The 23,609-nt window shown below is 73.7% G+C and carries 23 protein-coding genes; 12 read left to right on the top strand and 11 right to left on the bottom strand.

All coding sequences use genetic code 11. The features are described from left to right. Positions 1-345 precede the first annotated feature (345 nt). From FZC61_RS21440 to FZC61_RS21420, 6 genes are read right to left on the bottom strand one after another with little or no spacing between them, the layout of a single operon-like run. Positions 346-945, bottom strand: a complete 600-nt coding sequence (locus FZC61_RS21440) for a flavin reductase family protein (protein ID WP_148616285.1) — start codon at positions 943-945, stop codon at positions 346-348. A 55-nt stretch (positions 946-1,000) separates the two neighbouring features. Further along, complete coding sequence (locus FZC61_RS21435) at positions 1,001-1,216, bottom strand: hypothetical protein (RefSeq protein ID WP_246142844.1); 216 nt, start codon at positions 1,214-1,216, stop codon at positions 1,001-1,003. Between the two features lie 60 nt (positions 1,217-1,276). Continuing rightward, the gene (locus FZC61_RS21430; RefSeq protein WP_170286212.1) at positions 1,277-1,708 is read right to left on the bottom strand and encodes a PRC-barrel domain-containing protein; all 432 of its coding nucleotides are present in this window, start codon (positions 1,706-1,708) and stop codon (positions 1,277-1,279) included. Between the two features lies 1 nt (position 1,709). Beyond that, positions 1,710-2,330 carry a PRC-barrel domain-containing protein gene (locus tag FZC61_RS21425; RefSeq protein ID WP_148616281.1) on the bottom strand — a complete coding sequence of 207 codons (621 nt, stop codon included), beginning with the start codon at positions 2,328-2,330 and terminating at the stop codon, positions 1,710-1,712. After that, positions 2,327-2,473 carry a hypothetical protein gene (locus FZC61_RS23235; protein WP_170286211.1) on the bottom strand — a complete coding sequence of 49 codons (147 nt, stop codon included), beginning with the start codon at positions 2,471-2,473 and terminating at the stop codon, positions 2,327-2,329. Before FZC61_RS23235 ends, FZC61_RS21425 begins: the two co-directional genes overlap by 4 nt. A gap of 43 nt (positions 2,474-2,516) precedes the next feature. After that, positions 2,517-2,999, bottom strand: a complete 483-nt coding sequence (locus FZC61_RS21420; RefSeq protein WP_148616279.1) for an SRPBCC family protein — start codon at positions 2,997-2,999, stop codon at positions 2,517-2,519. 175 nt (positions 3,000-3,174) lie between these two features. Here FZC61_RS21420 and pdhA point away from each other — a divergent pair, with 175 nt between their 5' ends. Genes pdhA through FZC61_RS21405 form a run of 3 tightly spaced genes read left to right on the top strand, consistent with a single transcriptional unit; the run spans position 3,175 to position 6,763 of the window. After that, positions 3,175-4,335, top strand: a complete 1,161-nt coding sequence (pdhA, locus tag FZC61_RS21415) for a pyruvate dehydrogenase (acetyl-transferring) E1 component subunit alpha (RefSeq protein WP_148616277.1) — start codon at positions 3,175-3,177, stop codon at positions 4,333-4,335. A gap of 1 nt (position 4,336) precedes the next feature. Then, positions 4,337-5,326 carry an alpha-ketoacid dehydrogenase subunit beta gene (locus FZC61_RS21410; protein WP_148616275.1) on the top strand — a complete coding sequence of 330 codons (990 nt, stop codon included), beginning with the start codon at positions 4,337-4,339 and terminating at the stop codon, positions 5,324-5,326. 3 nt (positions 5,327-5,329) lie between these two features. Then, on the top strand, positions 5,330-6,763 hold the full coding sequence (locus FZC61_RS21405; RefSeq protein WP_148616274.1) for a dihydrolipoamide acetyltransferase family protein: 1,434 nt from the start codon (positions 5,330-5,332) through the stop codon (positions 6,761-6,763). Positions 6,764-6,939: 176 nt separating this feature from the next. Here FZC61_RS21405 and FZC61_RS21400 read toward each other — a convergent pair whose 3' ends face one another. The 3 genes from FZC61_RS21400 to FZC61_RS21390 form a co-directional block, all read right to left on the bottom strand. Further along, the gene (locus FZC61_RS21400) at positions 6,940-7,752 is read right to left on the bottom strand and encodes an SDR family oxidoreductase (RefSeq protein WP_148616272.1); all 813 of its coding nucleotides are present in this window, start codon (positions 7,750-7,752) and stop codon (positions 6,940-6,942) included. 141 nt (positions 7,753-7,893) lie between these two features. After that, complete coding sequence (locus FZC61_RS21395; RefSeq protein ID WP_148616270.1) at positions 7,894-9,387, bottom strand: carboxyl transferase domain-containing protein; 1,494 nt, start codon at positions 9,385-9,387, stop codon at positions 7,894-7,896. A gap of 29 nt (positions 9,388-9,416) precedes the next feature. Beyond that, positions 9,417-9,797, bottom strand: a complete 381-nt coding sequence (locus FZC61_RS21390) for a hypothetical protein (protein ID WP_148616268.1) — start codon at positions 9,795-9,797, stop codon at positions 9,417-9,419. Positions 9,798-9,857: 60 nt separating this feature from the next. Between FZC61_RS21390 and FZC61_RS21385 the strand changes: the two genes are divergently transcribed. Then, positions 9,858-10,448 (top strand): nitroreductase family protein, encoded by a 591-nt coding sequence (locus FZC61_RS21385; protein WP_148616266.1) that lies wholly within the window; start codon positions 9,858-9,860, stop codon positions 10,446-10,448. Positions 10,449-10,487: 39 nt separating this feature from the next. After that, complete coding sequence (locus FZC61_RS21380; protein WP_148616265.1) at positions 10,488-10,961, top strand: OsmC family protein; 474 nt, start codon at positions 10,488-10,490, stop codon at positions 10,959-10,961. Here FZC61_RS21380 and FZC61_RS21375 read toward each other — a convergent pair. Continuing rightward, positions 10,958-11,959 (bottom strand): NAD-dependent epimerase/dehydratase family protein, encoded by a 1,002-nt coding sequence (locus tag FZC61_RS21375; protein WP_148616263.1) that lies wholly within the window; start codon positions 11,957-11,959, stop codon positions 10,958-10,960. The two genes, FZC61_RS21380 and FZC61_RS21375, sit on opposite strands and share 4 nt — an antisense overlap. A 156-nt stretch (positions 11,960-12,115) precedes the next feature. Between FZC61_RS21375 and FZC61_RS21370 the strand changes: the two genes are divergently transcribed. The 7 genes from FZC61_RS21370 to FZC61_RS21340 all read left to right on the top strand — a co-directional run bounded on the left by FZC61_RS21370 (position 12,116) and on the right by FZC61_RS21340 (position 22,076). Further along, positions 12,116-13,618, top strand: a complete 1,503-nt coding sequence (locus FZC61_RS21370; protein WP_148616261.1) for an MFS transporter — start codon at positions 12,116-12,118, stop codon at positions 13,616-13,618. A gap of 10 nt (positions 13,619-13,628) precedes the next feature. Beyond that, a complete protein-coding gene (locus FZC61_RS21365; RefSeq protein WP_148616259.1) occupies positions 13,629-15,677 on the top strand; it encodes a molybdopterin oxidoreductase family protein in 2,049 nt (682 codons plus the stop codon). Continuing rightward, the gene (locus FZC61_RS21360; RefSeq protein WP_148616257.1) at positions 15,674-17,131 is read left to right on the top strand and encodes an FAD-dependent oxidoreductase; all 1,458 of its coding nucleotides are present in this window, start codon (positions 15,674-15,676) and stop codon (positions 17,129-17,131) included. Before FZC61_RS21365 ends, FZC61_RS21360 begins: the two co-directional genes overlap by 4 nt. Next, positions 17,128-19,695, top strand: coding sequence for a nitrite reductase large subunit NirB (gene nirB / locus FZC61_RS21355; RefSeq protein ID WP_148616255.1), 2,568 nt, complete (start codon positions 17,128-17,130; stop codon positions 19,693-19,695). The genes FZC61_RS21360 and nirB overlap by 4 nt, the downstream gene beginning before the upstream one ends. Further along, on the top strand, positions 19,692-20,042 hold the full coding sequence (nirD, locus tag FZC61_RS21350; protein WP_148616253.1) for a nitrite reductase small subunit NirD: 351 nt from the start codon (positions 19,692-19,694) through the stop codon (positions 20,040-20,042). The genes nirB and nirD overlap by 4 nt, the downstream gene beginning before the upstream one ends. A 124-nt stretch (positions 20,043-20,166) precedes the next feature. Next, entirely contained in the window at positions 20,167-21,300 is a 1,134-nt protein-coding gene (locus FZC61_RS21345) for a uroporphyrinogen-III synthase (protein WP_148616251.1), read from the top strand. Continuing rightward, on the top strand, positions 21,297-22,076 hold the full coding sequence (locus tag FZC61_RS21340) for a sirohydrochlorin chelatase (protein ID WP_148616250.1): 780 nt from the start codon (positions 21,297-21,299) through the stop codon (positions 22,074-22,076). The genes FZC61_RS21345 and FZC61_RS21340 overlap by 4 nt, the downstream gene beginning before the upstream one ends. A gap of 19 nt (positions 22,077-22,095) precedes the next feature. On the opposite strand, the gene FZC61_RS21335 is transcribed toward FZC61_RS21340, so the two are convergent. Then, complete coding sequence (locus tag FZC61_RS21335) at positions 22,096-23,604, bottom strand: sodium/solute symporter (RefSeq protein WP_148616248.1); 1,509 nt, start codon at positions 23,602-23,604, stop codon at positions 22,096-22,098. Between the last annotated feature and the right edge of the window lie 5 nt (positions 23,605-23,609).

Here is a 23,609-nt window from a genome sequence, read left to right as displayed (position 1 = left end):
GTGCCCCGCGACCGACTCCACATCCATCAGATCCCGCTGGCGATCAGCCTCACCCTGCACAACCACATGATTTCAGCCCAACCCCGACGAGTCGCTCAGGCGCGCCCTTTGTTCAGCAGGCTCCTAGGCCAACACGCCGGAGTCGACCAGTTGACCCAGCAGGACGGGGCCGGGGCCCCCAGACTCGCGCAGTCGAACGGCGCCCCGACCATCACCCGGGCCGACCACGGGGCGCACGGAGACGGAGGTCGGCCTTGGGGGTCGGCGGCCGCCACCCGGGCGGGCGGCAGCGATGCCAGGCAGGGGCGGCCTGCGACCCCCGGCCGGCCGTAGTCGACCAGTCGATCAGTCGGGGCGACGCAGGTCGAAGCGCTCGCCGACCTCGTAGTAGGCCGACGGTCCGCCGGCGCGCATCACCGGACGGGCGGCGGCGGTGTCGTAGACCCCGTCGACGAGGAACCGCTCGTCGATGTGGACGCCGACGACCTCGCCGAAGGTCATCCAGGCGTCGATCTCGCCGCCGTGCTGGTCGCGCAGCTGCACGACCTGGGTCACCCGGCACTCGAAGGCCACGGGGGAGTCGGCGACCCGTTGCGGGGCCACGACCGTGCTGTCGGCGGCGGTGACCCCGGCGCGCTCCCACTCGTCGACCCGGTCGGCGGTCGCAGTGCGGTTCATCGCCTCGGCGAGGTCACGGGTGACGAGGTTCCAGACGAACTCACCGGTCGCCTCGAGGTTGGTGACGCTGTCCTTGCGCCCGATGCTGCAGAAGCCCACGATCGGCGGGCGGTAGTTGAAGGCGTTGAAGAAGCTGTACGGCGCGAGGTTGCGGGTGCCGTTGACGGCCAGGCTGCTGATCCACCCGATCGGCCGGGGCGCGACGATCGCGTTGAACGGGTCGTGGGCCAGGCCGTGGCCGTCGGCCGGGCGGTAGAAGTGGGTCACCCGTGCATGCTGCCAGGCGCGTGGTCGCCGGCCACGTCGGCCCGGCGACCGGCCGCTACTTCGACGGCTCGGGGACCCGGCACTTCACCTTGGGGTTGACCCCGACGTAGTTGAGGGGGCCGGCGACGACGGTCAGGGCGGTGTCGCTGAAGGTCTTGCACGACACGTCGCGACCGTCGCTGAAGTAGCCGCGCTGGCCGGCGGCGAGGGCGCCGATCACCAGCCACACCACGACGAGGACACCGAGCAGACCACTTCCACGACCCATCATCTCGTGAGCGTCGCAGGTGTGGGCGCCGCGGGAGCCATCCCGGAGGGGGAGAGCCCGGCGTCAGTCGGTGCGGACGACGACGGCGTAGGAGCCCACGCCGAGCAGCCGGTCACCGGTGACGGTGCGCCCGTCGAGCAGCAGCTCGCGCAGCGACCCGGTGTCGGGGTCGAGGTCGAGGTCGGTGACCTTGCCGAGGGCCTGGCCGGCGTCGTCGAGGACGAGCTTCTTGAGCACCGCGCCGCGCTTGCCGGCCAGGGCCTCGAGGGTCTCGTCGGGCTCGACGATCACGGTGGTGTCGGCCACGGTGACCGCGTCGGTCCCCACGGCGAGCAGGTCACCCCAGCGCACGACGCTGCCGGACTCGGTCTTCTTCAGGACCAGGGCGACCACCGACCGGGTGGCCGGGTCGAGCACGAACCCGCTGACCTTGCCGACATTGTCGGCGGTCGCGGTGCTGACGACCTTGCGGCCCTTGAGCTGTGACCACTGCACGTCAGACCCCCTCGCCCGGGGTGCCCAGCTGGGCACGGAAGGCCGACACGGCGGCGCCGAAGCCCGCGAGGTCGCCGGAGACGAAGCCCTCGGCGCTGGCCGGGACCATCAGGTGCTCGCCGGAGACCGCCAGGGTGTCGGGCAGGGGCACCAGCAGGCGGGTGCCGTTGCTGGCGTTGGACACCTTGGCCGCCAGGTGCTCGGAGGCCTCGATCTCGTAGCCGACGACGTCGCAGGCGCTGCTGCCGTTGTCGAACTGGACGATCACGTCGACGACCCGGCCCAGGTCGGTGCCGCCGTCGGTGAGGACCTGGTCGCCCAGGACGTTGCCGCCCGAGCCGGAGCCGTCAGCCGACGCGGCCGCGCCGCGTACGTCGTCGACGGGGTCGAGCGCCGACTCGTCGGTGATCATGACCGCGTCGGGGCCCAGGCCCACGACCTTGCTCCAGAGCAGGCCCGTCTTGAGGGGGCCGGAGAAGAGGCCCCGCCCGGCCAGGGTGAAGCCGGCCACCGCGCCGCCGTCGCCGGAGAAGGCGATGTCCTTGACCTGGGCGACGTCGTCGCCGGCGAGCGTCACCACCGGCAACGCGGTCACCTCGGAGGTGCGCATCAACCGGGTCACGACGAGCCCCCGCTCTTGCGGCGCGGGGCGGCGCCACCGACGATCACGCCCCCGCGTCGACGTCGGGCCTGCAGTGCGAGCAGGCCCCCGACGGCCGCGGCCGCGATCACCAGCACCAGCACCAACCACATCCACCAGTCCACGGTGGCCTCCCGTCTCGTCGCCCCGGAGCGGGCGCTTCCCAGCCTAGGCGGGCGGGTGGGCGGCGTCGGCCTCGGCGGCCTGCTTGAGCTTGACCAGGGTGGCCTCGATGGCCTGCTGGGTCTTGCTGCCGAACAGGGCACTGAGGGCGGAGCGGCCGATCGCGGGGTAGTGCGACAGGTCCCAGGTCTCGGTGACCTCGGTGCCGCCGTCGGCCGTGGGGGTCAGCTCGTAGCGCCAGCGGTGCTGACCCATGTGGCGCCACGCGATGAGGCGGTCGGGCTCGTACTCGACCACGCGGTTCTTGATCTTGTACGGCGCGCCCTGCTTCATCGTCATGCCGAACTCCGAGCCGAGCTCGAGCCGCTCGGGGCCGGAGATCGAGCCCGTGACGGTGCCCGAGCCGTCGATGCGCGGATGCTGGCGGGGGTCGGCGAGGATCGCGAAGACCGTGGCGGGCGGGGCGGCGACGGTGGTGGTGGCCGAGCGGTTCTTGGCGGACTTCCGGTCGGTCGAGGTGGTGGCCATGGCGCCAGGGTAGGGCTCGGTTGGCGACCGTGCGCCACCCGACGGTACGTTGTCCCGCATCCCGATTGTGTCCCGGGTCACAGCCGCGCCACCCCTGCGGAACGACCCGCGGCCCCTCGGGCCGAGCCACCCGGTGCGGAGACCCCGCGGTCGGGCGACGACAAGGAGCCGTGAGATGAACGCACCCCCTGACCCGACCTTCGGGCCCGACCTGGTCGAGGTCTTCGGACCCAGTCAGAGCGACGGCGGCCCCGAGCTCGTGCAGCTGCTGACGCCCGAGGGCGAGCGTGTGCACCACCCCGAGTTCGACCTCGACTTCTCCGCCGAGCAGCTGCGCGGCTTCTACCGCGACATGGTCCTGACCCGGCGCATCGACACCGAGGCCACCGCCCTGCAGCGCCACGGCGAGCTCGGCATCTGGGCGCAGCTGCTGGGCCAGGAGGCCGCCCAGATCGGCTGCGGTCGCGCGCTGCGCCCCCAGGACTACGTCTTCCCGACCTACCGCGAGCACGGCGTCGCCTACTGCCGCGGCGTCGACCCGCTCAAGCAGCTCGGGCTCTTCCGCGGCGTCGACCACGGCGACTGGGACCCCTCGGAGTTCAACTTCGCGCTCTACACGATCGTCATCGGCGCCCAGTGCCTGCACGCGACCGGCTACGCCATGGGCGTGCAGCGCGACGGCGACGTCGGCACGGGCGACCCCGCGCGCGACACCGCGGTCGTCGCCCACTTCGGCGACGGCGCCAGCAGCCAGGGCGACGTCAACGAGGCCTTCATCTTCGCCGCGTCCTACAACGCACCGGTCGTGTTCTTCTGCCAGAACAACCAGTGGGCGATCTCCGAGCCGATCGAGCGCCAGACCCGGATCCCGCTCTACCAGAGGGCTCTGGGCTTCGGCTTCCCCGGCGTGCGCGTCGACGGCAACGACGTCCTCGCGACGTACGCCGTGACGCAGGCCGCGCTGCAGCGCGCCCGCGACGGCCAGGGCCCGACCCTCGTCGAGGCCTACACCTACCGGATGGGCGCCCACACGACCACCGACGACCCGACGCGCTACCGGCTCTCCGACGACGTCGAGAGCTGGAAGCTCAAGGACCCCATCGCCCGCGTCGAGGTCTACCTGCGTCGCAACGGCCTGGTCGACGACTCCTTCATGGCCGACATCGCCGCCGAGGCCGACGAGCTCGGCCACACCCTGCGCGAGGGCTGCAAGGCCCTGCCCGACCCGCAGCCCGGCGCGATGTTCGAGCACGTCTACGCCGACGAGACCGACGAGCTGCGCGCCCAGCGCGAGGGCTTCGCGGCCTACCACGCGTCGTTCGAGGGGAGCCACTGAGATGGCCGGCACGACCCAGAAGATCACCCTCGCCAAGGGCCTCAACATGGGCCTGCGTAAGGCGATGGAGGACGACCCGAAGGTCCTGCTGATGGGTGAGGACGTCGGCAAGCTCGGCGGCGTCTTCCGCATCACCGACGGCCTGCAGAAGGACTTCGGCGAGGACCGCGTCATCGACTCGCCGCTGGCCGAGTCCGGCATCGTCGGCACCGCGGTCGGCATGGCCATGCGCGGCTACCGGCCGGTCGTCGAGATCCAGTTCGACGGCTTCGTCTACCCCGCCTACGACCAGATCGTCTGCCAGGTCGCCAAGATCCACTACCGCTCCAAGGGCCGGGTCCCGATGCCGATCGTCATCCGCATCCCCTTCGGCGGCGGCATCGGCGCCGTCGAGCACCACAGCGAGTCGCCCGAGGCGCAGTTCGCCCACACGCCCGGCCTCAAGGTCGTCGCGTGCTCCAACCCGGTCGACGGCTACTGGATGATCCAGCAGGCCATCGCCTGCGACGACCCGGTGATCTTCCTCGAGCCCAAGCGCCAGTACCACGCCGACAAGGCCGAGCTCGACGACACCGAGACGCCTGAGCCGCTCTTCACCTCGCGCGTGGTCCGCCAGGGCGCCGACGCGACGCTGCTGGCCTACGGCCCGACGGTCAAGACCGCCATGAAGGCCGCCGAGGCGGCCTCGACCGAGGGTCGCTCGCTCGAGGTCATCGACCTGCGCACCCTGTCGCCGCTCGACATGGGCCCGGTGCTCGAGTCCGTACGCCGCACCGGCCGCGCGATCGTCGTCCACGAGGCCCACGTCAACCTCGGCCTGGGTGCCGAGCTGTCGGCGCGCATCACCGAGGAGTGCTTCTACTCCCTCGAGGCGCCCGTGCTCCGCGTCGGCGGCTACGACACGCCCTACCCCGCGTCGCGCATCGAGGAGGACTTCCTCCCCGACCTCGACCGGGTCCTCGATGCCGTCGACCGCAGTCTGGAGTTCTGAGCGATGCCCGAGTACCTCCTCCCCGACGTCGGTGAGGGCCTGATCGAGGCCGAGATCGTGACGTGGAAGGTCAAGGTCGGCGACGTCGTCGCCGTCAACGACATCGTCGTCGAGATCGAGACCGCCAAGTCGCTGGTCGAGCTGCCCTCCCCCTACGCCGGCGAGGTCACCGCGCTGCTGGTCGCCGAGGGCGAGACCGTCGCCGTCGGCACCCCGATCATCCGCATCGGCGCCGACGTGGCCTCGGCCGTGCCGGTGGTCGAGCCTGTCGAGACCCCGCCTGTCGCCGACATGGTGATCGACCTGTCCAACCCCGCCGCCAGCGGTGGCGGCGAGGGCGAGAGCCTGGTCGGACGCAACAAGGCCGACCGTGGCCCGACCCGTCGCGCCCGCAAGGTCGCGAGCGGTGCTCTCGCCACCCACATCCAGACCCAGGCGTCGTTCGAGACCGGACTGGCCTCGCCGCTGGTCGAGGCCGCCGAGCCCGAGGAGGCCGTGCCCGCGCGCTCGGTCACCCCGCTCTCGCCCGCCCACGCCCGGGTGCTGGCCAAGCCACCGGTGCGCAAGTTGGCCAAGGACCTCGGGGTCGACCTCGCCGGCTGTGCTGCGTCCGGGCCCCACGGCACCGTCACGCGCGACGACGTCCACGCCGCCGCCAACGGTGGTCGAGGTGCGAGCGCAGCGAGCCTCGAGACCCCGGCGCCCCGTGCCCTCGTGATCCCCGGTGAGCGCGAGACCCGCGAGCCGATCAAGGGCGTGCGCAAGATGATGGCCGGCGCGATGGTGGGCTCGGCGTTCACCGCGCCCCACGTCACCGAGTGGGTCACCCTCGACGCGACCGCGACCGTCGAGCTCGTCGACCGGCTCAAGAAGCACCGCGAGCTGCGCGACGTCAAGGTCAGCCCGCTGCTGGTGCTGGCCAAGGCCGTGCTGCTGGCGCTGCGGCGTACCCCTGAGATCAACTCGTTCTGGGACGACGCGGCCCAGGAGGTCGTCTACAAGCACTACGTCAACCTCGGCATCGCCGCCGCGACCCCGCGCGGCCTGGTCGTGCCCAACGTCAAGGACGCCGACGGGCTCTCGCTGCTCGAGCTCGCCGAGGCCCTCGGCGCCCTGACCGCCACGGCCCGCGAAGGTCGCACCCAGCCGGCCGAGATGGCCGGCGGCACGTTCACGATCACCAACGTCGGCGTCTTCGGCGTCGACGCCGGCACCCCGATCATCAACCCCGGCGAGTCGGCGATCCTGTGCTTCGGGGCGATCAGGAAGCAGCCCTGGGTCGTCACCCGCGACGGCGTCGACGAGATCGCGGTGCGCCACGTGACCACGCTCGCGCTCAGCTTCGACCACCGCCACATCGACGGCGAGAAGGGCTCGCGCTTCCTCGCCGACGTCGCCGGCATCCTCGAGGACCCCGCCAGCGCCCTGCTGTTCTAGGCCGGTCGACGACGCGCGGTCGTCCGCCTGAGCGTGAGCCCAGGCTCACCCGGGGGCGGACGACCCTGCGAGGTCGGATGAGCTCACCAGAACCCAGGGGTGAGACGGGCGCAGAGACCGCGTGCGTCGACCTCTCCAGAGCACCTCCGGCCGCTCCCGGTAGGTAGGAGGAGCCCTCAGACCTCGACCGGGCCGACGGCCCAGCCCTCGGGGGAGAGGGGGTGCAGGATCGCGTCGGTGCCGCCGTCGACGTACAGGCACGTCCCGACCATGAGGGACGCGGCGTCGGAGAGCAGGAAGCCGATCGGGGCCGCCACCTCATCGGCGCGACCGTCGCGGCCGATCGCGGTCGGGTAGTCGCGCTGCAACGGGCCGAACACGGGGTCGGCGTCGATCTGCTCGGTCATCGCGGTGGCGACCTTGCCGGGGGCGACCGAGTTGAGCCGGATGCCGGCGCCGATCCACTCGGCCTTGACGCCCTCGCGGCGGGCCCACCAGGCCAGGGCGGCCTTGCTGGCGGGGTAGACCATCACGGCCTCGACCTCCGCGGCGAGCGCGCGCGCCTCGGCCTCGTCCTCGCGCAGGCAGGCGGCAGCCGGCCCGACGGTCCAGCCGGGCATCCCGGTGATCGAGTTGGACGCCACCAGCACCACCGAGGCGCCGCCGTCGCGGCCGGCCGCCGCGAGCTGGGGGTGCAGCCCGCGCACCAGCCCCACCGCCCCGAAGAAGTTGACCGACATCAGCCGCGCCGGGTCGACCCCCGTGATGCCGGCGATCCCCGCCGCCGGCACCACGCCGTGCACCACGTCGGCCAGCGCCTGCACGCCGGCGACGGCGGTCTGGCGGCCGGCCGGGGTCGCGAGGTCGGCGACCACGTCGGCGTCGTGGAGGTCGACGGTCACCACCCGGTGCCCCTGGGCACGCAGGAGGGTGGTGGTGGCCGCGCCGATGCCGCTGGCCGCGCCGCTGACGACGTACGTCCGGGTCATGGGTGCACAGTAGAACAGGTTCTAGTTCTTGTCGTGCGTGGTTGGGCCGCCCCGGCTGTAACTCACCGTTACGTGCACTTCCCCACCCGTAGACCGGTGGGGAAGTGCTTGTAACGGTGAGTTACAGCGGCGGGCCGGCGTTCACACGTAGCGCCGGGCCCGGTCGGCGGGGGAGCCGGGGCCGGAGCGCAGCAGGGCCAGCAGCTCGTGGTCGAGGACCGCGCCGACGCGCTGGCAGAAGGCCTCGGGCTCGTCGGCGGCGTCGGGGCGCTCCCGCACGATCCGGTCGACCACGCCGAGGCGGTGCAGGTCGATCGCGCGGACCTGCTGGCGGCGCGCCATCTCGGGGGCGTGGTCGAGGTCGCGGTGGACGATGGCCGACGCGCCCTCGGGGGGCAGTGGCGAGAGCCAGGCGTGCTGCGCCGCGACGACGCGGTCGGCGGGCAGGAAGGCGAGCGCGCCGCCGCCGTTGCCCTCGCCGAGCATCAGGCACAGCGTCGGCGCGGGCAACGAGACGAGCTCGGCCAGGCAGCGGGCGATCTCGCCGGCCAGGCCGCCGTTCTCGGCCTCGGGTGACAGGGCGGCGCCCTGGGTGTCGATCACCGTGACCAGCGGCAGGCCGAGCTCACTGGCGAGGCGAAAACCGCGCCGGGCCTCCCGCAGCGCCTGCGGGCCCATCGGGTGGTCGGCCGTCTGCCCGCGGCGGTCCTGGCCGAGGAAGACGCACGGCGCCTGGCCGAAGCGCGCCAGCGCGATGAGCAGCCCGGGGTCCTGCTCGCCCTGGCCGGTGCCGTTGAGGGGGACGACGTCGGCGGCGGCGTACTTCAGCAGCCGTCGTACGCCGGGCCGCTCCGGCCTGCGTGAGCGGGTGACGGCCTCCCAGGTGTCGACGTCGGGGACCGGGTCGTCCGCCACGTCGACGGGCGGGTCCGGCACCACGGGCACCCCCGAGCGCGGCGCCATCAGCACCGACAGCGCCCGGTCGAGGATGTCGGGGATCTCCTCGATGGCCAGGACGGCGTCGATGATGCCGCGGGCGTAGAGGTTCTCCGACGTCTGGATGCCCTCGGGGAACTCCTTGCCGTAGAGCGCGGAGTAGACCCGCGGGCCCAGGAAGCCGACCAGCGCGCCGGGCTCGGCGACGGTGACGTGGCCCAGCGAGCCCCACGACGCCATCACGCCGCCGGTGGTGGGGTGGCGCAGGTAGACCAGGTAGGGCAGGCCTGCGGCCTTGTGGGCCGCGACCGCCTGCGAGATGCGCACCATCTGCACGAACGCCGGCGTGCCCTCCTGCATCCGGGTGCCGCCACTGACCGGCGCGGCGACCAGCGGCAGCCCGGCCGCGGTCGCGCGCTCGACGGCGGCCACGATCCGGTCGGCGCTCGCGCGCCCGATCGACCCGGCCAGGAAGCCGAACTCGCCGACGATCGCCGCCACCCGCCGGCCCCGCAGGCTGCCCTCGCCGGTCAGGACCGACTCGTCGACCCCCGACCTCTCGGCGGCGGCGGCCAGCTCGGCGGCGTACGCCTCGTCGACGTCGTGGCGCACCGGCGGCACGTCCCACGACGACCACGAGCCCTCGTCGAGGACGAGCGAGATCAGGTCGGCGGCGGTGGGTCGCGAGGGGCGCGGCATGGCGCGCAGGCTAGTGGCTGGACGGTCGCTCAGCCGGCGCGGTCCAGGGGGAGGTCGAGCTTGGGGACCCCGCCCAGGGCCTTGCGGTAGCGGACGTGGTCGGCGTGCTCGGCCAGCTTGTCCCACAGCGTCGCGTGGGCGGCCCAGGGCAGCGGGTCGTCGTCGGCGTACCAGCTGGTGCCGAAGGCGATCCAGACCGGCGACCACGTGGCCGCGTCGTCCCAGGCGCCGCGGCGCGCCTCGACCATGCGCCGTCTCATCTGGAAGGCCTGGCGCGGGCCGTCGGCGCAGATCGGGGCGGTCGCGACCGGCCACACCCACAGGTCGAGCGGCATCAGGTCGAGCTCGAGCTCGCGCAGCATCGTGGGATCGACCAGCACGGTCGCCACGTTCTGGTGCGGACGCCTCACCCCCGCAACGCTACGACGCCACCGGGGAAGCCGGGAAGTCCCCCGTCGGTTGAGCCCGTCATGACCGACCGGGCGACCGACCTGCTCCCGCTGCTGCGCGACCGCCGCAGCGTCCGCGCCTTCGACCCCGACCACGTCGTGCCCGACGACGACCTGGCGAGCCTGCTCGAGGCCGCCCGGTGGGCGCCGTCGGCCGGCAACTCCCAGCCGTGGGCCTTCCTCGTCGCGCGCCGCGGCACGCCCGAGCACGCGGCGTACGTCGCCCTGCTCGCCGGCAGCACCCGCCGCTGGGCCCCGGCCGCGGGTGCGCTGGTCTTCACCCTCCACCAGGTGGCCGACGGCGAGGATCTCGATCTCGCCTACTCCGACTACGCCGCCTACGACCTGGGCCAGGCGGTCGCACACCTCACCGTCCAGGCGGCCCACCTCGGGCTGTCGTGCCACCAGTTCGCCGCCTTCGACCACGACGGGCTGGCCCGGGAGGCGCAGGTGCCGCCGCACTGGCGCGTGACCACGGGCGTGGCCGTCGGGCGCGTGACCGAGAGGGAGGTGGGGGTGCGCACGAGGCGCCCTGCGAGGTGGCGTACGTCGGCCGGTTCGGGTCGCCCTTCGGGTGACGCCGCCTTGCGTTTATGTCTAGTATCTGAATAGACATTACCGCGTCAGCGGTCCTCACTCCCAGGAGACACCATGGCCACCACCCCGAAGTCCACCGTCCCGTTCGCCGTGACCGCCACCGGAGCCGGTGTGGCCCAGACGATCGAGGCCGGCGGCCACCACTTCGCCTCCGACGCGCTCCCGGCCTTCGGTGGCCAGGACGCCGCGCCGAGCCCGCTCTACTACGCGCTGGCCGCGCTCAGCTCGTGCAACCAGGTGACGTCGGCCCTGGTCGCGAAGGACCTCGGCATCACGCTCGGGGCCACCCGCTTCGAGGTGGTCGGCGACCTCGACCCGTCGGTCATCGCCGGCGGCGCCGAGGGCAACGCCAACTTCGCCAAGGTCACCGTGCGCGCCACGGTCGAGACCGACGCGGACGCGGCCCAGTTCGCGCAGCTGGTCAGCGAGACCGAGCGGCGCTGCCCGGTCACCCAGCTCTTCAGGCGCAGCGGCCTCGAGCTCGACAACCACTGGACCCCCGCGGCGCTGGCGGCGTCGGTCGCCTAGCCCACCGAGCGCGACCGCCACGCGTCGAGCACGGCGCGCTCGTGCTCGCGCGAGAGCCCGGTGCGCTCGGCGTCGGGGTGCTCGCGCAGCCACGCGAGCGTGTCGCGCGCGGTTTCGGCGGTCGGGCGGGTGCTGAGGCCGGCGGCGAAGGACGCGCTCACGTCGCGCCGCATCATCCCGTCGTACGCCGGCCGGGGCAGCCACAGCGGCAGGCCCTTCGGACCGGCCCACGGCTCGACGTCGTGCTCGGCGAGCCCCTCGCCCGGCACCCAGGTCAGCGTCGGCGAGGAGCCGACGCCCGCCGCGACCCCGGCGAGCAGCTCGCCGAGCGGGGTCGCCTCGCCGGTGGCGTCGTAGGCCCCGGTGGTGCGCGCCTGGGCGGCCGACACGATCCAGGCCGCGAGGTCGCGCACGTCGATCACCTGGACCAGGTCGCCCGGGTCGCCGCCGGCCAGCACCTCGTCGCCGGGGCCCGCCTCGGCGAGCCGCTCGGGCCAGTAGGAGAACCGGCCCGTGGGGTCGCCCGGCCCGACGATCAGCCCGGGCCGCACGAGCATCGCCGACGCCGCGGCGGCCGTGACCGCCTCCTCGCAGCCGACCTTCATGGCGCCGTACAGCTCGGGCGAGGCGCTGACGTCCTCGTCGGTGTGCACGGCCTCGTGCAGCGGGGTGTCGCCCGGTCCGCCGGGCGTGGCGTCGTCGGCGTAGACGTTGATGGTCGACACGAACACCCAGTGCGCCGCGGGGTACGCCGCCACGCCGGCGCGCACCCACGACGGGTGTCGCGCCACGTCGACGACCGCGTCGACGCCCGGGCCGACCTCGTCGACCGGGGCCGGGTCACCGGCTCCGCGGTCCCAGCGCACCAGGCGCGCCCCGTCGGGCACCGTGCCCGACGTGCCCCGGCACGCGCACACCACCTCGTGCCCGCGTCGTACGGCCTCGGCGGCCACCGCCCTGGACAGGAACACCGTGCCACCGAGCACCAGGAGCTTCATGGCTCCACCGTGCTGGTCCGCAGAGCGGCGGGCAAGCAGTTCTGCTGTGAGCCGACGGCGTGAGGCCGTGAGATGTGTGAGGTCGTGAGATCGCGGTGACACAAGGTTTGCGATCGCGCGACCCGCGACGAAACCTGCGCTGCCTTGACTGCTCGCATGACGACAACCGCCCCGGCCGCCGCGACAGTCGCCGCGGCCGCACCCACGGCCCGCCGTGGCAAGCACTGGATCGACGACTGGCGCCCCGAGGACCCGGACTTCTGGGACAACGGCGGCAAGCAGGTCGCCCGCCGCAACCTGGTGTGGTCGATCTTCGCCGAGCACCTCGGCTTCTCGGTGTGGCTGATCTGGAGCGTCAGCTCGGCCTTCCTGGTCGCCCAGGGCTTCGCGTTCACCCCGCAGCAGCTGTTCTTCCTGGTGGCGCTGCCCAACCTGGTCGGCTCGCTGCTGCGGCTGCCCTACACGTTCGCGGTGCCGATGTTCGGCGGGCGCAACTGGACGATGATCAGCGCGTCGCTGCTGCTGGTCCCCACGCTGCTGTTCGCCTACGTCGTGCAGCAGCCGGGCACGCCGTACTGGGTCTTCTGCGTCATCGCGGCCACGGCCGGCTTCGGCGGCGGCAACTTCGCCAGCTCGATGGCCAACATCAACTTCTTCTACCCCGCGGCCAAGAAGGGCGCGGCCCTCGGGCTCAACGCCGCCGGCGGCAACCTCGGCGTCTCGCTGATCCAGCTGCTCCTGCCGGTGATCGTCGGCGGTGCCGGCATCTTCGGCCTGGTCAAGGCCCGTGAGTCCGGCATCAGCCTGCAGTACGCCGCCTACGTCTACGCCGCCCTCGCCGTCGTCGCGACCCTCGCCGCGGCCCTGCGGATGGACAACCTCACCTCCGCGGTCTCCAAGCCGCGCGAGCAGTTGCAGGTGGTCAAGCACCAGAAGACGTGGGTGATGGCGTTCCTCTACATCGGCACCTTCGGCTCGTTCATCGGCTACTCCGCCGCGATGCCGCTGCTCATCAAGCTCAACTTCTGGGTGCCCGAGCCGGCCCCGCTCGGCACCGGCATCTTCTTCGCCTACTTCGCCTTCCTCGGTGCCGGCATCGGCTCGCTCACCCGCCCCTTCGGCGGCTGGCTCGCCGACCGGCTCGGCGGCGCCCGGGTCACCCTCGGCGCGTTCTGCGGGATGGTCGTCTTCACCCTGGCCGTGCTCTGGACGCTCACGCAGCTGCGGTCCAACCCGACCGCCGACCCGGCGATCGCGCTCGACAACAAGGCGTGGTTCCCGGCGTTCCTGACCTTCTTCCTGCTCATCTTCGCCTGCACCGGCATCGGCAACGGGTCGACGTACAAGATGATCCCGGCGATCTTCCGCCGCGAGGCCGAGCAGGCCACGACGCCCCACACCCCCGAGCGCTCCGCAGCGGTGCACGAGGCCACCAAGCAGTCGTCGGCGGCCATCGGCGTCATCGGTGCGGTCGGTGCCCTGGGCGGCTTCCTGATCCCGATCGCCTTCTCGTCGCCGTGGGTCGAGGACCCGCTGTCGGCGACCAAGGGTGCGTTCATGGTCTTCACCGCCTACTACGTCGTGTGCGCCGTGGTCACCTACGCCGTCTTCCTGCGCCGGCGCTCGACGGCCGCCAGCCTCGCGACCGCCGGGATCTGACGACCACCTCATGACGCAGACCCACTGCCCCTACTGCAGCCTCCAGTGCGGCATGACCCTCCAGCGCGAGGGTCGTGCCGCCCTGGCGGTGCAGGCGTGGCCGGAGTTCCCGGTCAACGACGGGGCCCTGTGCCGCAAGGGCTGGACCGCCACCGGGCTGCGCGGTCACCGCGAGCGGCTCACCACGCCGCTGGTGCGCGACCCCGCGACCGGCGAGCTCGCCGCCGCCACCTGGGACGACGCGCTCGACCTGGTCGCCGCCCGCCTCACGTCGATCCAGCGCGACCACGGCAAGGACGCCGTGGCGGTCTTCGGCGGCGGGGGGCTGACCAACGAGAAGGCCTACCTGCTGGGCAAGCTGGCCCGCGTCGCGCTCGGCACGAGCCTGATCGACTACAACGGCCGGTGGTGCATGAGCTCGGCGGCCTCCGCCGGCAACCAGGCCTTCGGCGTCGACCGGGGCCTGCCCTTTCCGCTGGCCGACGTCGAGCAGACCGACGTGCTCGTGCTCGTCGGCTCCAACCTCGCCGAGACCATGCCGCCGGCCGCGCGCCACCTCGACCGGCTGCGCGAGCGCGGCGGCCGGGTCGTCGTGATCGACCCGCGGCGTACGCCGACCGCCGACCGCGCCGACCTGTTCCTGCAGCCGGTGCCCGGCACCGACCTCCCGCTCGCGCTGGGGGTGCTGCACCTGCTCGACGCCGCCGGGGCCGTCGACGAGGCCTACGTCGCGGCCCGCACCACCGGCTTCGACGACGTACGCCGCTCGGTCGCCGCGTGGTGGCCCGAGCGGGTCGAGCGCGTGAGCGGGGTGGGCGCCGACGAGCTGCGCGCGCTGGCGACGCTGCTGGCCGGCGCCGCCAGGGTCACGGTGCTGACCGCCCGCGGCGCCGAGCAGCACAGCCAGGGCACCGCCACCGTGCTCGCCTGGATCAACGTCGCGCTCGCGCTCGGCATGTGCGGCAAGCCGTCGGCCGGCTACGGCTGTCTCACCGGCCAGGGCAACGGCCAGGGCGGTCGCGAGCACGGCCAGAAGTCCGACCAGCTGCCCGGCTACCGGATGATCGACGACCCCGCCGCCCGCGCGCACGTCGCCGGCGTCTGGGGCGTCGAGCCAGAGAGTCTGCCCGGCAAGGGGTTGTCGGCCTACGAGCTGCTCGACTCGCTCGGCACCGACGGCGGACCGAGAGCGCTGCTCGTGCACGCCAGCAACATCGTCGTCTCGGCGCCCAACGCCGTCCACGTCGCCGAGCGGCTGGCCGCGCTCGACCTGCTCGTCGTCGCCGACGTCGTGCTCAGCGAGACCGCCGCGATGGCCGACGTCGTGCTGCCGGTGACGCAGTGGGCGGAGGAGACCGGCACCATGACCAACCTCGAGGGCCGCGTCATCCTGCGCCAGCAGGCGGTCGCCCCGCCCGCGGGCGTGCGCTCCGACCTCGACGTCATCGCCGGGCTGGCCTCGCGCCTCGGGTCGACCGCGGCGTTCCCGACCGACCCCGAGGAGGCGTTCGCCGAGCTGGCCCGCGCCTCGGCCGGCGGCCGCGCCGACTACGCCGGCATCACCTACGACCGGATCCGCGCCGAGCACGGTGTCTTCTGGCCCTGCCCGAGCGCCGACCACCCCGGCACGCCCCGGCTGTTCGCCGACGCCTTCGCCACCCCCGACGGTCGCGCGCGGTGCGTGGTGGTCGACCACGTCGGGGCCGCCGAGCAGCCCGACGACGACTACCCGGTGCACCTCACGACCGGACGCGTGCTCGCGCAGTACCAGTCCGGCGCCCAGACCCGCCGGATCACCGACCTGCCCCACGACGGGCCCTTCGTCGAGCTGCACCCGATGCTCGCCGCCCGCGTCGGCGTCCGCGACGGCGAGCCCGTCGTGGTCACCACGCGCCGCGGCGAGCTCAAGGCGCCGGCCCGCGTCGTCACCACCATCCGCCCCGACACCGTCTTCGTGCCCTTCCACTGGGTCGGCGCCAACCGGCTCACCCACGACGCGCTCGACCCGTCGAGCCGGATGCCTGCGTTCAAGGTCTGCGCCGCGGCGGTGCGCGCATGAGCGCCCCGCCCGGGCCGCAGAGGATCGTGGTCATCGGTGCCGGCATGGCTGCGGTCCGGTTGGTCGAGGGGTTGGTCGGGTCGTCCGCCCCAGCGGGAGCCAGGACGCACGCTGGGGCGGACGACCCGATCACGGTCACCCTGATCGGCGACGAGCCCCACCTGCCCTACAACCGGATCCTGCTCTCGGCCGTGCTCGAGGGCACCCACGAGCCCTCGGCCCTGACCCTGCGCTCCGCGCAGTGGTACGCCGACCACGACGTCGAGCTGCGCCTGGGCTCACGGGTGCTGACGGTCGACCTCGAGCGCCGCGACGTGATGCTCGTCGACGGCGAGACGATCCCCTACGACCGGCTGGTGCTGGCGACGGGGAGCATCCCGACGCTGCCGCCGATCCGCGGGCTGGTGCAGGTCGACGGCCGCCTGCACGAGCGCGTGCACGCCTTCCGCCACCTCGACGACTGCACCCGCCTGCTCGCGGCGCTCCCGCAGGCGCGCCGGGCGGTCGTGGTCGGCGGCGGACTCCTCGGCCTCCAGGTCGCGCGCGCCCTGTCGGTGCGCGGCGTGGCGACGGAGGTCGTCGAGGGCGGTGAGCACCTGCTGCGCAGCCAGGTCGGCACCCAGGCCGGCCGGATCCTCGCCCGCGACCTGCGCCGGCTCGGCACCGAGGTCTACACCGGCGCCCGCGCCGTCCGCCTGACCGACGGGCCCGACGGGGGCCTGCGGCTCGACAACGGCCACACCCTGTCGACCGACCTCGTCGTGCTGACCGCCGGCGGCCGGCCCTCGACCGGCCTGGCCCGCAACGCCGGGCTCGAGGTGCGCCGCGGCGTCGTCGTCGACGCGCACCTCACCACCAGCGACCCGCACGTGCACGCGATCGGCGACTGCGCCCAGCGCGGTGACCGCACCACCGGGTTCGTGCCGCCGGCCTGGGAGCAGGCCGAGCTGCTGGCCGCCCACCTGGCCGGCCGGATCACCCCGCCGTACGACGGCAGCCGGACGGTCGCGCGGCTGCGGGCCACCGACCTCGACGTCGCCGTGCTCGGTGATGCCGACGCGGAGGGCGAGGTCGTCGAGGTCTCCAACCCGGTCGCTGGGTCGCACCGCCGGCTCGTGGTCGCCGACGGTCGCATCGTCGCGGCCACCCTGGTCGGCGACCTGTCGCGGATCGGGCTGATCACCCAGCTCTACGACCGGCGTACCCGCCTGGCAGCGCACGAGCCCGGCGACCTGCTCCTCGGCGAGCGCGCCGCGGCGCCGCTCGTGGTCAACGACGCCTCCGAGGTCTGCTCCTGCGCCGGCGTCACCGCCGGCGCGATCCGCGCGTGCGCCTCGCTCGCGGCCGTGCGCGACACCACCCGCGCCACCACCGGCTGCGGCGGCTGCACCGACACCGTCCGCCACCTGCTCGCTACCCGCACCCCGCCGATCCACCTGGAGGTCCCCTCATGAGCCCACATCACCGCAGGACCCTGGTCGTCGTCGGCCACGGCATGGTCGGCCACCGCTTCGTCCAGGCCGCGATCGAGCGCGGCCTGACCGAGACCCACGACGTCGTGGTGGTCGGCGAGGAGGCCCGCCCGGCCTACGACCGGGTCGCGCTCACGTCGTTCTTCGAGGTCGGCGCCGAGGCCCTGTCGCTGCTGCCCGAGGGCGAGTACGACGACCCGCGGGTCCGGCTGCTGCTCGGCCGGGCGGTGACCGGGTTCGACCCGGGGTCGCGGACCCTGCTGCTCGACGACGGCCACGTGATCCGGTACGACGAGCTGGTGCTCGCCACCGGCGCGGCGCCGTTCGTGCCACCGGTGCCGGGCCACGACCTGACCGGCGCGTTCGTCTACCGCACGATCGAGGACCTCGAGGCGATCCGCGACGCCGCCGCCGGGGCCCGGGTCGGTGCGGTGATCGGCGGCGGGCTGCTCGGGCTCGAGGCCGCCAAGGCGCTGGCCGACCTGGGCCTCGAGACCCACGTCGTCGAGATGGCGCCACGCCTGATGGCGGTGCAGGTCGACGACGCCGGTGGCGCCTGCCTGCGGCGCCACGTCGAGGGCCTCGGGCTCACCGTGCACACCGGCGCCATGACGACCGCGGTGCTGGGGCAGGAGCGGGTCACCGGGCTGGCGATGGAGGTCGACGGTGGTCTCGAGGCTCGCTCCGCTCGCACCTCGACCAGCGTCGACGCCGACCTGGTCGTGTTCTCGGCCGGCATCCGGCCCCGCGACGCGCTGGCGCGCGCGGCCGGACTCGACCTGGCCGAGCGCGGCGGCGTCCTGGTCGACGCGCAGTGCCGGACCTCCGACCCGCACGTGTGGGCGATCGGGGAGTGCGCGGCGCCGGGCGGGCGGATGTACGGCCTGGTCGCGCCCGGCTACGCCATGGCCGAGGTGGCCGTCGACGCGCTGCTCGGCGGCGACGGCGCCTTCACCGGGGCCGACCTGTCGACCAAGCTCAAGCTGATGGGCGTCGACGTGGCGTCGTTCGGCGACGCGTTCGCGACCACCGAGGGTGCCCTCGAGCTCGTCTACGCAGACGCCGTCGCGGGGGTCTACAAGAAGCTCGTCGTCAGCGACGACGGCACCCGGCTGCTCGGCGGCGTGCTGGTCGGCGACGCGTCGGCGTACGGGGTGCTGCGCCCGATGCTCGCCACCCCGACCAGTGCCGGCCTGCCGCTGCCGGCCAACCCCGAGGAGCTCATCCTGCCGGTGACCTCGGGCGGGTCGGGCGGGCTGGTGCTGCCCGACGAGGCGCAGGTCTGCTCGTGCAACGACGTGACCAAGGCCGACATCGTCGCGGCCGCCGCGGCGGGGGAGACCACGCGTGCCGGGTCGACCTGCGGGTCGTGCAAGTCGCTGACCAAGAAGCTCATCGAGGACTACTTCGAGTCGGTGGGCAAGGTGGTCGATCGCAGCCTGTGCGAGCACTTCGCCCTGACCCGGCAGGAGCTCTTCGAGGTCGTCGCGATCCACGAGCACACGACGTACGACGCCGTGCTCGCCGCGCACGGCACCGGCGGGCGCGGCTGCGACGTCTGCAAGCCGGCGGTGGCCTCGATCCTGGCCTCCCGGCTCGGGGGGCACCACGTGCTCGACGCCGCGCACGTGACGATCCAGGACACCAACGACGCCTACCTCGCCAACATCCAGCGCAACGGCACCTACTCGGTCGTGCCACGGATCCCCGGCGGCGAGGTGACGCCCGAGGGGCTGATCGTGATCGGCGAGGTCGCGCGCGACTTCGGGCTCTACACCAAGATCACCGGCGGGCAGCGCATCGACCTGTTCGGCGCCCGGATGGAGGAGCTGCCCGCGATCTGGCGACGCCTGGTCGACGCCGGCTTCGAGTCCGGCCACGCCTACGGCAAGTCGCTGCGCACCGTGAAGTCGTGCGTCGGCTCGACCTGGTGCCGCTACGGCGTGCAGGACTCGACCCAGCTCGCCATCGACCTCGAGCTGCGCTACCGCGGGCTGCGCTCGCCGCACAAGCTCAAGGGCGGGGTGTCCGGGTGCGCGCGCGAGTGCGCCGAGGCGCGCGGCAAGGACTTCGGCGTCATCGCCACCGAGAAGGGGTGGAACCTCTACGTCGGCGGCAACGGTGGCGCCACCCCCGTGCACGCGCGGCTGCTCGTCGGCGACCTCGACACCGAGACGCTGGTCCGCTACCTCGACCGGTTCCTCATGTACTACGTCCGCACCGCCGACCGGCTCCAGCGCACCGCGCCCTGGGTCGACTCCCTCGACGGCGGGCTGGAGCGCGTGCGCGCGGTGGTCGTCGACGACGTGCTCGGCCTCGGCTCGGAGCTCGAGGCTGCGATGGAGCGCCACGTCGGCGGCTACTTCGACGAGTGGAAGGCCACCCTCGACGACCCCGACAAGCTGCGCCGGTTCGTGTCGTTCGTCAACGCCCCCGACGTCCCCGACCCCCACATCACCTTCCGCGAGGAGCGCGGCCAGTCCGTGCCGGGCGAGCCGACCGGTCCGGTCTCGCTGGGCGCCTCGATCCCGGTCGGTGCGCCGTGACCACCGAGCAGCAGACCTACGTCGCGGTGTGCCGCCTCGACGACCTCACCCGCGAGAGCGGGGTGCTGGCCCTGGTCGCCGGCGAGGCCGTCGCCGTCTTCCGCACCCACGACGACCAGGTGCACGCCCTGTCCGGCTACGACCCCATCGGTGGAGCCTGCGTGCTCGCCCGTGGGATCGTGGGAACCCGGGGTGGCGTGCCCTACGTCGCCTCGCCCCTGCACAAGCAGGGCTACGACCTGCGCACCGGACGGTGCCTCGACGACCCGGAGGTCAGCGTGCCGACGTACGACGCCACAGTCCGTGATGGGGTCGTGCTCGTCACGCCGGGCGCGCGGGGGGCGTGACCGGCGTGGGGCGGGTGAGGCTGGGCGTCGCATGTAACTCACCGTTACGACCACTTCCCCACCCGTCTACCGGTGGGGAAGTGCACCGGACGGTGAGTTACATGCGCGGCGCCGGGCGGACCCCGTGACCCCCGCCGCCCCGACCACCTCACCCCTCCCGCTGGCGGGCTTCCGGGTCGGCGTCACCGCGGCCCGCAAGGTGGAGGAGCAGATCGGCCTGCTCGAACGCCGCGGCGCGACCTGCGTGTGGGCGCCGGCGCTGTCGACCAACCCCAACCACGTCGACGCCGACTCGCTGCGCGCCGCAACCCTCGAGGTGCTGAGCGCGCCGGTCGACCTGTTCCTGGCCACCACCGGCATCGGCATGAAGACGTGGTTCGCCGCGGCCGAGGACGACGGCACGATCGACGCGCTGCTCGCCCACCTCGGCGAGGCCGAGATCCTCGCCCGCGGTCCCAAGAGCGTCGGGGCGCTGCGCCGCCGCGGGCTGCGCGAGCTGTGGGCGCCCGAGTCGGAGGAGTTCGACGACGTCCTGGAGCACCTGCGCGGGCGCGACCTCACCGGCAAGCGGATCGTGGTGCAGGAGCACGGCCAGTCGCTGTCGATGGTCGCCCACGCGCTGCGTCGGCGCGGCGCCGACGTCCTGACCGTCACCGTCTACCGCGTCGAGCGGGCCGAGGACCCCGGGCCGATGTTCCACCTGGTCGACGAGATCGCCGAGCGCAGCGTGCACGCGGTGACCTTCACCTCCGCGCCCGCCGTCGCCGCGCTGATGGAGGCCGCCGGGTCGACCGGACGCCGGGAGGACGTCGTCACGGCCTTCCAGGCCGACGTCGTCGCGTCGTGCGTCGGGCCGGTCACCGCCGCCGCCTTCGAGATGTGGGGAGTGCCGTCGATCTTCCCCGAGCGCTCGCGCCTGGCCGCGATGGTCAAGCAGCTCGAGACCGAGCTGCCGTCGCGCACCGACGGCCTCCAGCTCGACGTGGGTGGCCGCAGCCTGCTGCTGCACGGCGAGGTGCTGCTGGTCGACGGCGTCGAGGTCAAGCTGTCGCCGGCGCCGCTGGCCGTGCTGCACGCCCTGGTCGTCAACCCCGGCCACGTCGTCTCGCGCCGCGACCTGCTGGCCGCACTGCCGTCCGGCACCGCCGGCACCGAGCACGCGGTCGAGATGGCGGTCGCCCGTTTGCGCGCAGCCGTCGGGACCCGGATGATCCAGACCGTGGTGAAACGTGGCTACCGCCTGGCCGTGACCTCGTGACGACGTCGCAGGATCCCCCGGGCTCCCCGGGCCGTACGGCGCTGGTCACCGTCGCGCACGGCACCCGCAACCTCGCCGGCAACGACGTCGCCCGGCGGGTCGCCGAGGCCGCCGGCGCACGGCTCGGCACCTCCGCACTGGCCTCCTTCGTCGAGCTCTCCGACCCGCTGTTCGCCGACGTGATGGCCGCGGCCACCGAGCCCACCGTCGTGGTGCCGCTGCTGCTCTCGACCGGCTTCCACATGCGCAGCGACCTGCCCGAGGCGGTCGCCACGGCCTCGGTGCCGGTGGTGCTCGGCGCCCCCCTCGGCCCCGACCCGCTGCTCGCCCGGGCCCAGGTCGCCCGCCTCCTCGAGGCCGGCGCGACCCCCGGCCAGCGCGTGGTGCTCGTCGCCGCCGGCTCCACCGACGAGGGCGCGACCTGCGACCAGGTGGCCGCCATGTCGCTGCTGGCCCGGGCGTGGGACGGCCCGGTCGAGCTCGCGACGCTGTCGGGCCACGGCTCCCGCCCGGTCGACGTCGTCCGCCCCGGCGACGCCGTCTCGCCCTACCTGCTCTCGCCCGGCTTCTTCCACGACCGCGTGCGCCGCGAGGCCCCCGACGGTGTCGTCGTGGCCGACGTGATCGGCGCCCACGACCTGGTCGTCGACCTGGTCGTCGAGCGCGCCGAGGCCCTCGCGGCGGGCCAGCACAGCGACGGCCGACCCGGTCGCGTGGTCTGCTCCTCGCCCCCGGCCTGGTGCGGCCGGTCCGGCTGCCGGTGGCCTGCGGCCTGATCGCCTTTCGACCCGACGGTCAGGAGCGGTCGAGCTCGACCGTCTCCGGCGTGTGCAGCCGCACCATGAAGCGGCGCGCGTGGGCCGGGGCCGTCGTACGACGCGACACCACGACCATCGTCGCGAACGCCAGCGGCACCGACCACGCCGCGGGCTGACCCACGACGACGTCGAACCAGCCCTGCGCCCGGTCGTGGGCGAGGGTCCAGGCCACCGCGGCGACCGACCCGGTGCCGCCGACGAGCAGACCCGCGACGGCGCCGGCGGCGGTCAGGCCGCGCCACCAGATGCCGAGCACCAGCAGCGGGCAGAACGTCGAGGCCGCGACCGCGAACGCCAGCCCGACCGCCCGCGCGACCCCGAAGTCGGGCAGCGCCAGCGTCGCCAGCAGCGGGACGACGACCGCCGCGAGCGTCGCGACGCGGAACGCCGCCAGGTCGCCCAGGTCGCCCAGCCCGGGCAGCCGGCGCGAGGTGACGTCCTGGGTCAGCACCCCCGACACCGCGATCGCGAGCCCGGACGACGTCGACAGGAACGCCGCGAACGCGCCGGCGGTCACCATCCCGGTCAGCACGTCGCCGAGCGTGCCCGGCACGACGAGCCGGGGCAGGTCGAGCACGAGGCTGTCGGAGGTGGCCGGGTCGGCGCCGTAGGCCCGGCCGAGCGCGGCGTAGACCGGCGGCAGGACGTAGAACACGCCGAGCAGCGCCAGCACCGCCAGCGTCGTACGCCGCGCGGCCCGGCCGTCGGGGTTGGTGTAGAACCGCACGACCACGTGGGGCAGGCCCATCGTGCCGAGGAACGTCGCCAGCACCAGCGAGTACGTCGTGTAGAGGCCCTGCGCGCCGCCGCCGCCCAGCGGCACCGACCAGTCGCCGGCCGTCGCGCTCGGTCCGCCAGCCGATCGCACGGCCTCGTCGCCGGCCCACACCACGAGCAGCACGGCGGCCGGCACCAGCAGCGCGGTCAGCTTGAGCCAGTACTGGAAGGCCTGCACGAAGGTGATCGAGCGCATCCCGCCGGACCCGACGTTGACCAGCACCACCGCGCCGACGACCACGGGCCCGACCCAGCGCGGCGCGTCGATGGCCGCGGCCAGCGTCAGCCCCGCCCCCTCGAACTGCGGCAGCAGGTAGAGCCACCCGATCGCCACCACCAGCACGCTGCACAGGTTGCGCACGTGGCGCGACGCGAGCCGCGCCTCGGCGAAGTCGGGCAGCGTGTAGGCGCCGCTGCGCCGCAGCGGCGCGGCGACCAGCACCAGCAGCACGAGGTAGCCGGCCGTCCAGCCGATCGGGTACCACAGCATCTCGGCGCCGAAGGTCAGCAGCAGCCCGGCGACGCCGAGGAACGACGCGGCCGAGAGGTACTCACCGCCGATCGCGCTGGCGTTGAGCCCGGGCCGCACGGTGCGGCTGGCGACGAAGAAGTCCGACGTCGTGCGCGAGAACCGCAGCCCGTAGGTGCCGATCGCCAGCGTGGTCACGGTGACGACGACGACGGCCACGAACCCCGGCACGGTGGTCATGCGGC

It is taken from the genome of Nocardioides rubriscoriae, from assembly GCF_008087085.1.
In the GTDB taxonomy this organism is placed as follows: Bacteria; Actinomycetota; Actinomycetes; order Propionibacteriales; family Nocardioidaceae; genus Nocardioides; species Nocardioides rubriscoriae.
Note: the sequence above shows the minus strand (reverse complement) of the source record. Positions and strands in the feature narration are given on the sequence as shown.

Excerpts from the sequence above, each read along its gene's own strand:
- FZC61_RS21435 (WP_246142844.1), bottom strand. The coding sequence starts at position 1,216 with ATGATGGGTCGTGGAAGTGGTCTGCTCGGTGTCCTCGTCGTGGTGTGG.
- FZC61_RS21360 (WP_148616257.1), top strand. The coding sequence starts at position 15,674 with ATGAGCGCCCCGCCCGGGCCGCAGAGGATCGTGGTCATCGGTGCCGGC.
- FZC61_RS21405 (WP_148616274.1), top strand. The coding sequence starts at position 5,330 with ATGCCCGAGTACCTCCTCCCCGACGTCGGTGAGGGCCTGATCGAGGCC.
- FZC61_RS21380 (WP_148616265.1), top strand. The coding sequence starts at position 10,488 with ATGGCCACCACCCCGAAGTCCACCGTCCCGTTCGCCGTGACCGCCACC.
- FZC61_RS21410 (WP_148616275.1), top strand. The coding sequence starts at position 4,337 with ATGGCCGGCACGACCCAGAAGATCACCCTCGCCAAGGGCCTCAACATG.
- nirB (WP_148616255.1), top strand. The coding sequence starts at position 17,128 with ATGAGCCCACATCACCGCAGGACCCTGGTCGTCGTCGGCCACGGCATG.
- FZC61_RS21370 (WP_148616261.1), top strand. The coding sequence starts at position 12,116 with ATGACGACAACCGCCCCGGCCGCCGCGACAGTCGCCGCGGCCGCACCC.
- pdhA (WP_148616277.1), top strand. The coding sequence starts at position 3,175 with ATGAACGCACCCCCTGACCCGACCTTCGGGCCCGACCTGGTCGAGGTC.
- FZC61_RS21335 (WP_148616248.1), bottom strand. The coding sequence starts at position 23,604 with ATGACCACCGTGCCGGGGTTCGTGGCCGTCGTCGTCGTCACCGTGACC.
- FZC61_RS21365 (WP_148616259.1), top strand. The coding sequence starts at position 13,629 with ATGACGCAGACCCACTGCCCCTACTGCAGCCTCCAGTGCGGCATGACC.
- FZC61_RS21420 (WP_148616279.1), bottom strand. The coding sequence starts at position 2,999 with ATGGCCACCACCTCGACCGACCGGAAGTCCGCCAAGAACCGCTCGGCC.
- FZC61_RS21400 (WP_148616272.1), bottom strand. The coding sequence starts at position 7,752 with ATGACCCGGACGTACGTCGTCAGCGGCGCGGCCAGCGGCATCGGCGCG.
- FZC61_RS21395 (WP_148616270.1), bottom strand. The coding sequence starts at position 9,387 with ATGCCGCGCCCCTCGCGACCCACCGCCGCCGACCTGATCTCGCTCGTC.
- FZC61_RS21385 (WP_148616266.1), top strand. The coding sequence starts at position 9,858 with ATGACCGACCGGGCGACCGACCTGCTCCCGCTGCTGCGCGACCGCCGC.
- FZC61_RS21375 (WP_148616263.1), bottom strand. The coding sequence starts at position 11,959 with ATGAAGCTCCTGGTGCTCGGTGGCACGGTGTTCCTGTCCAGGGCGGTG.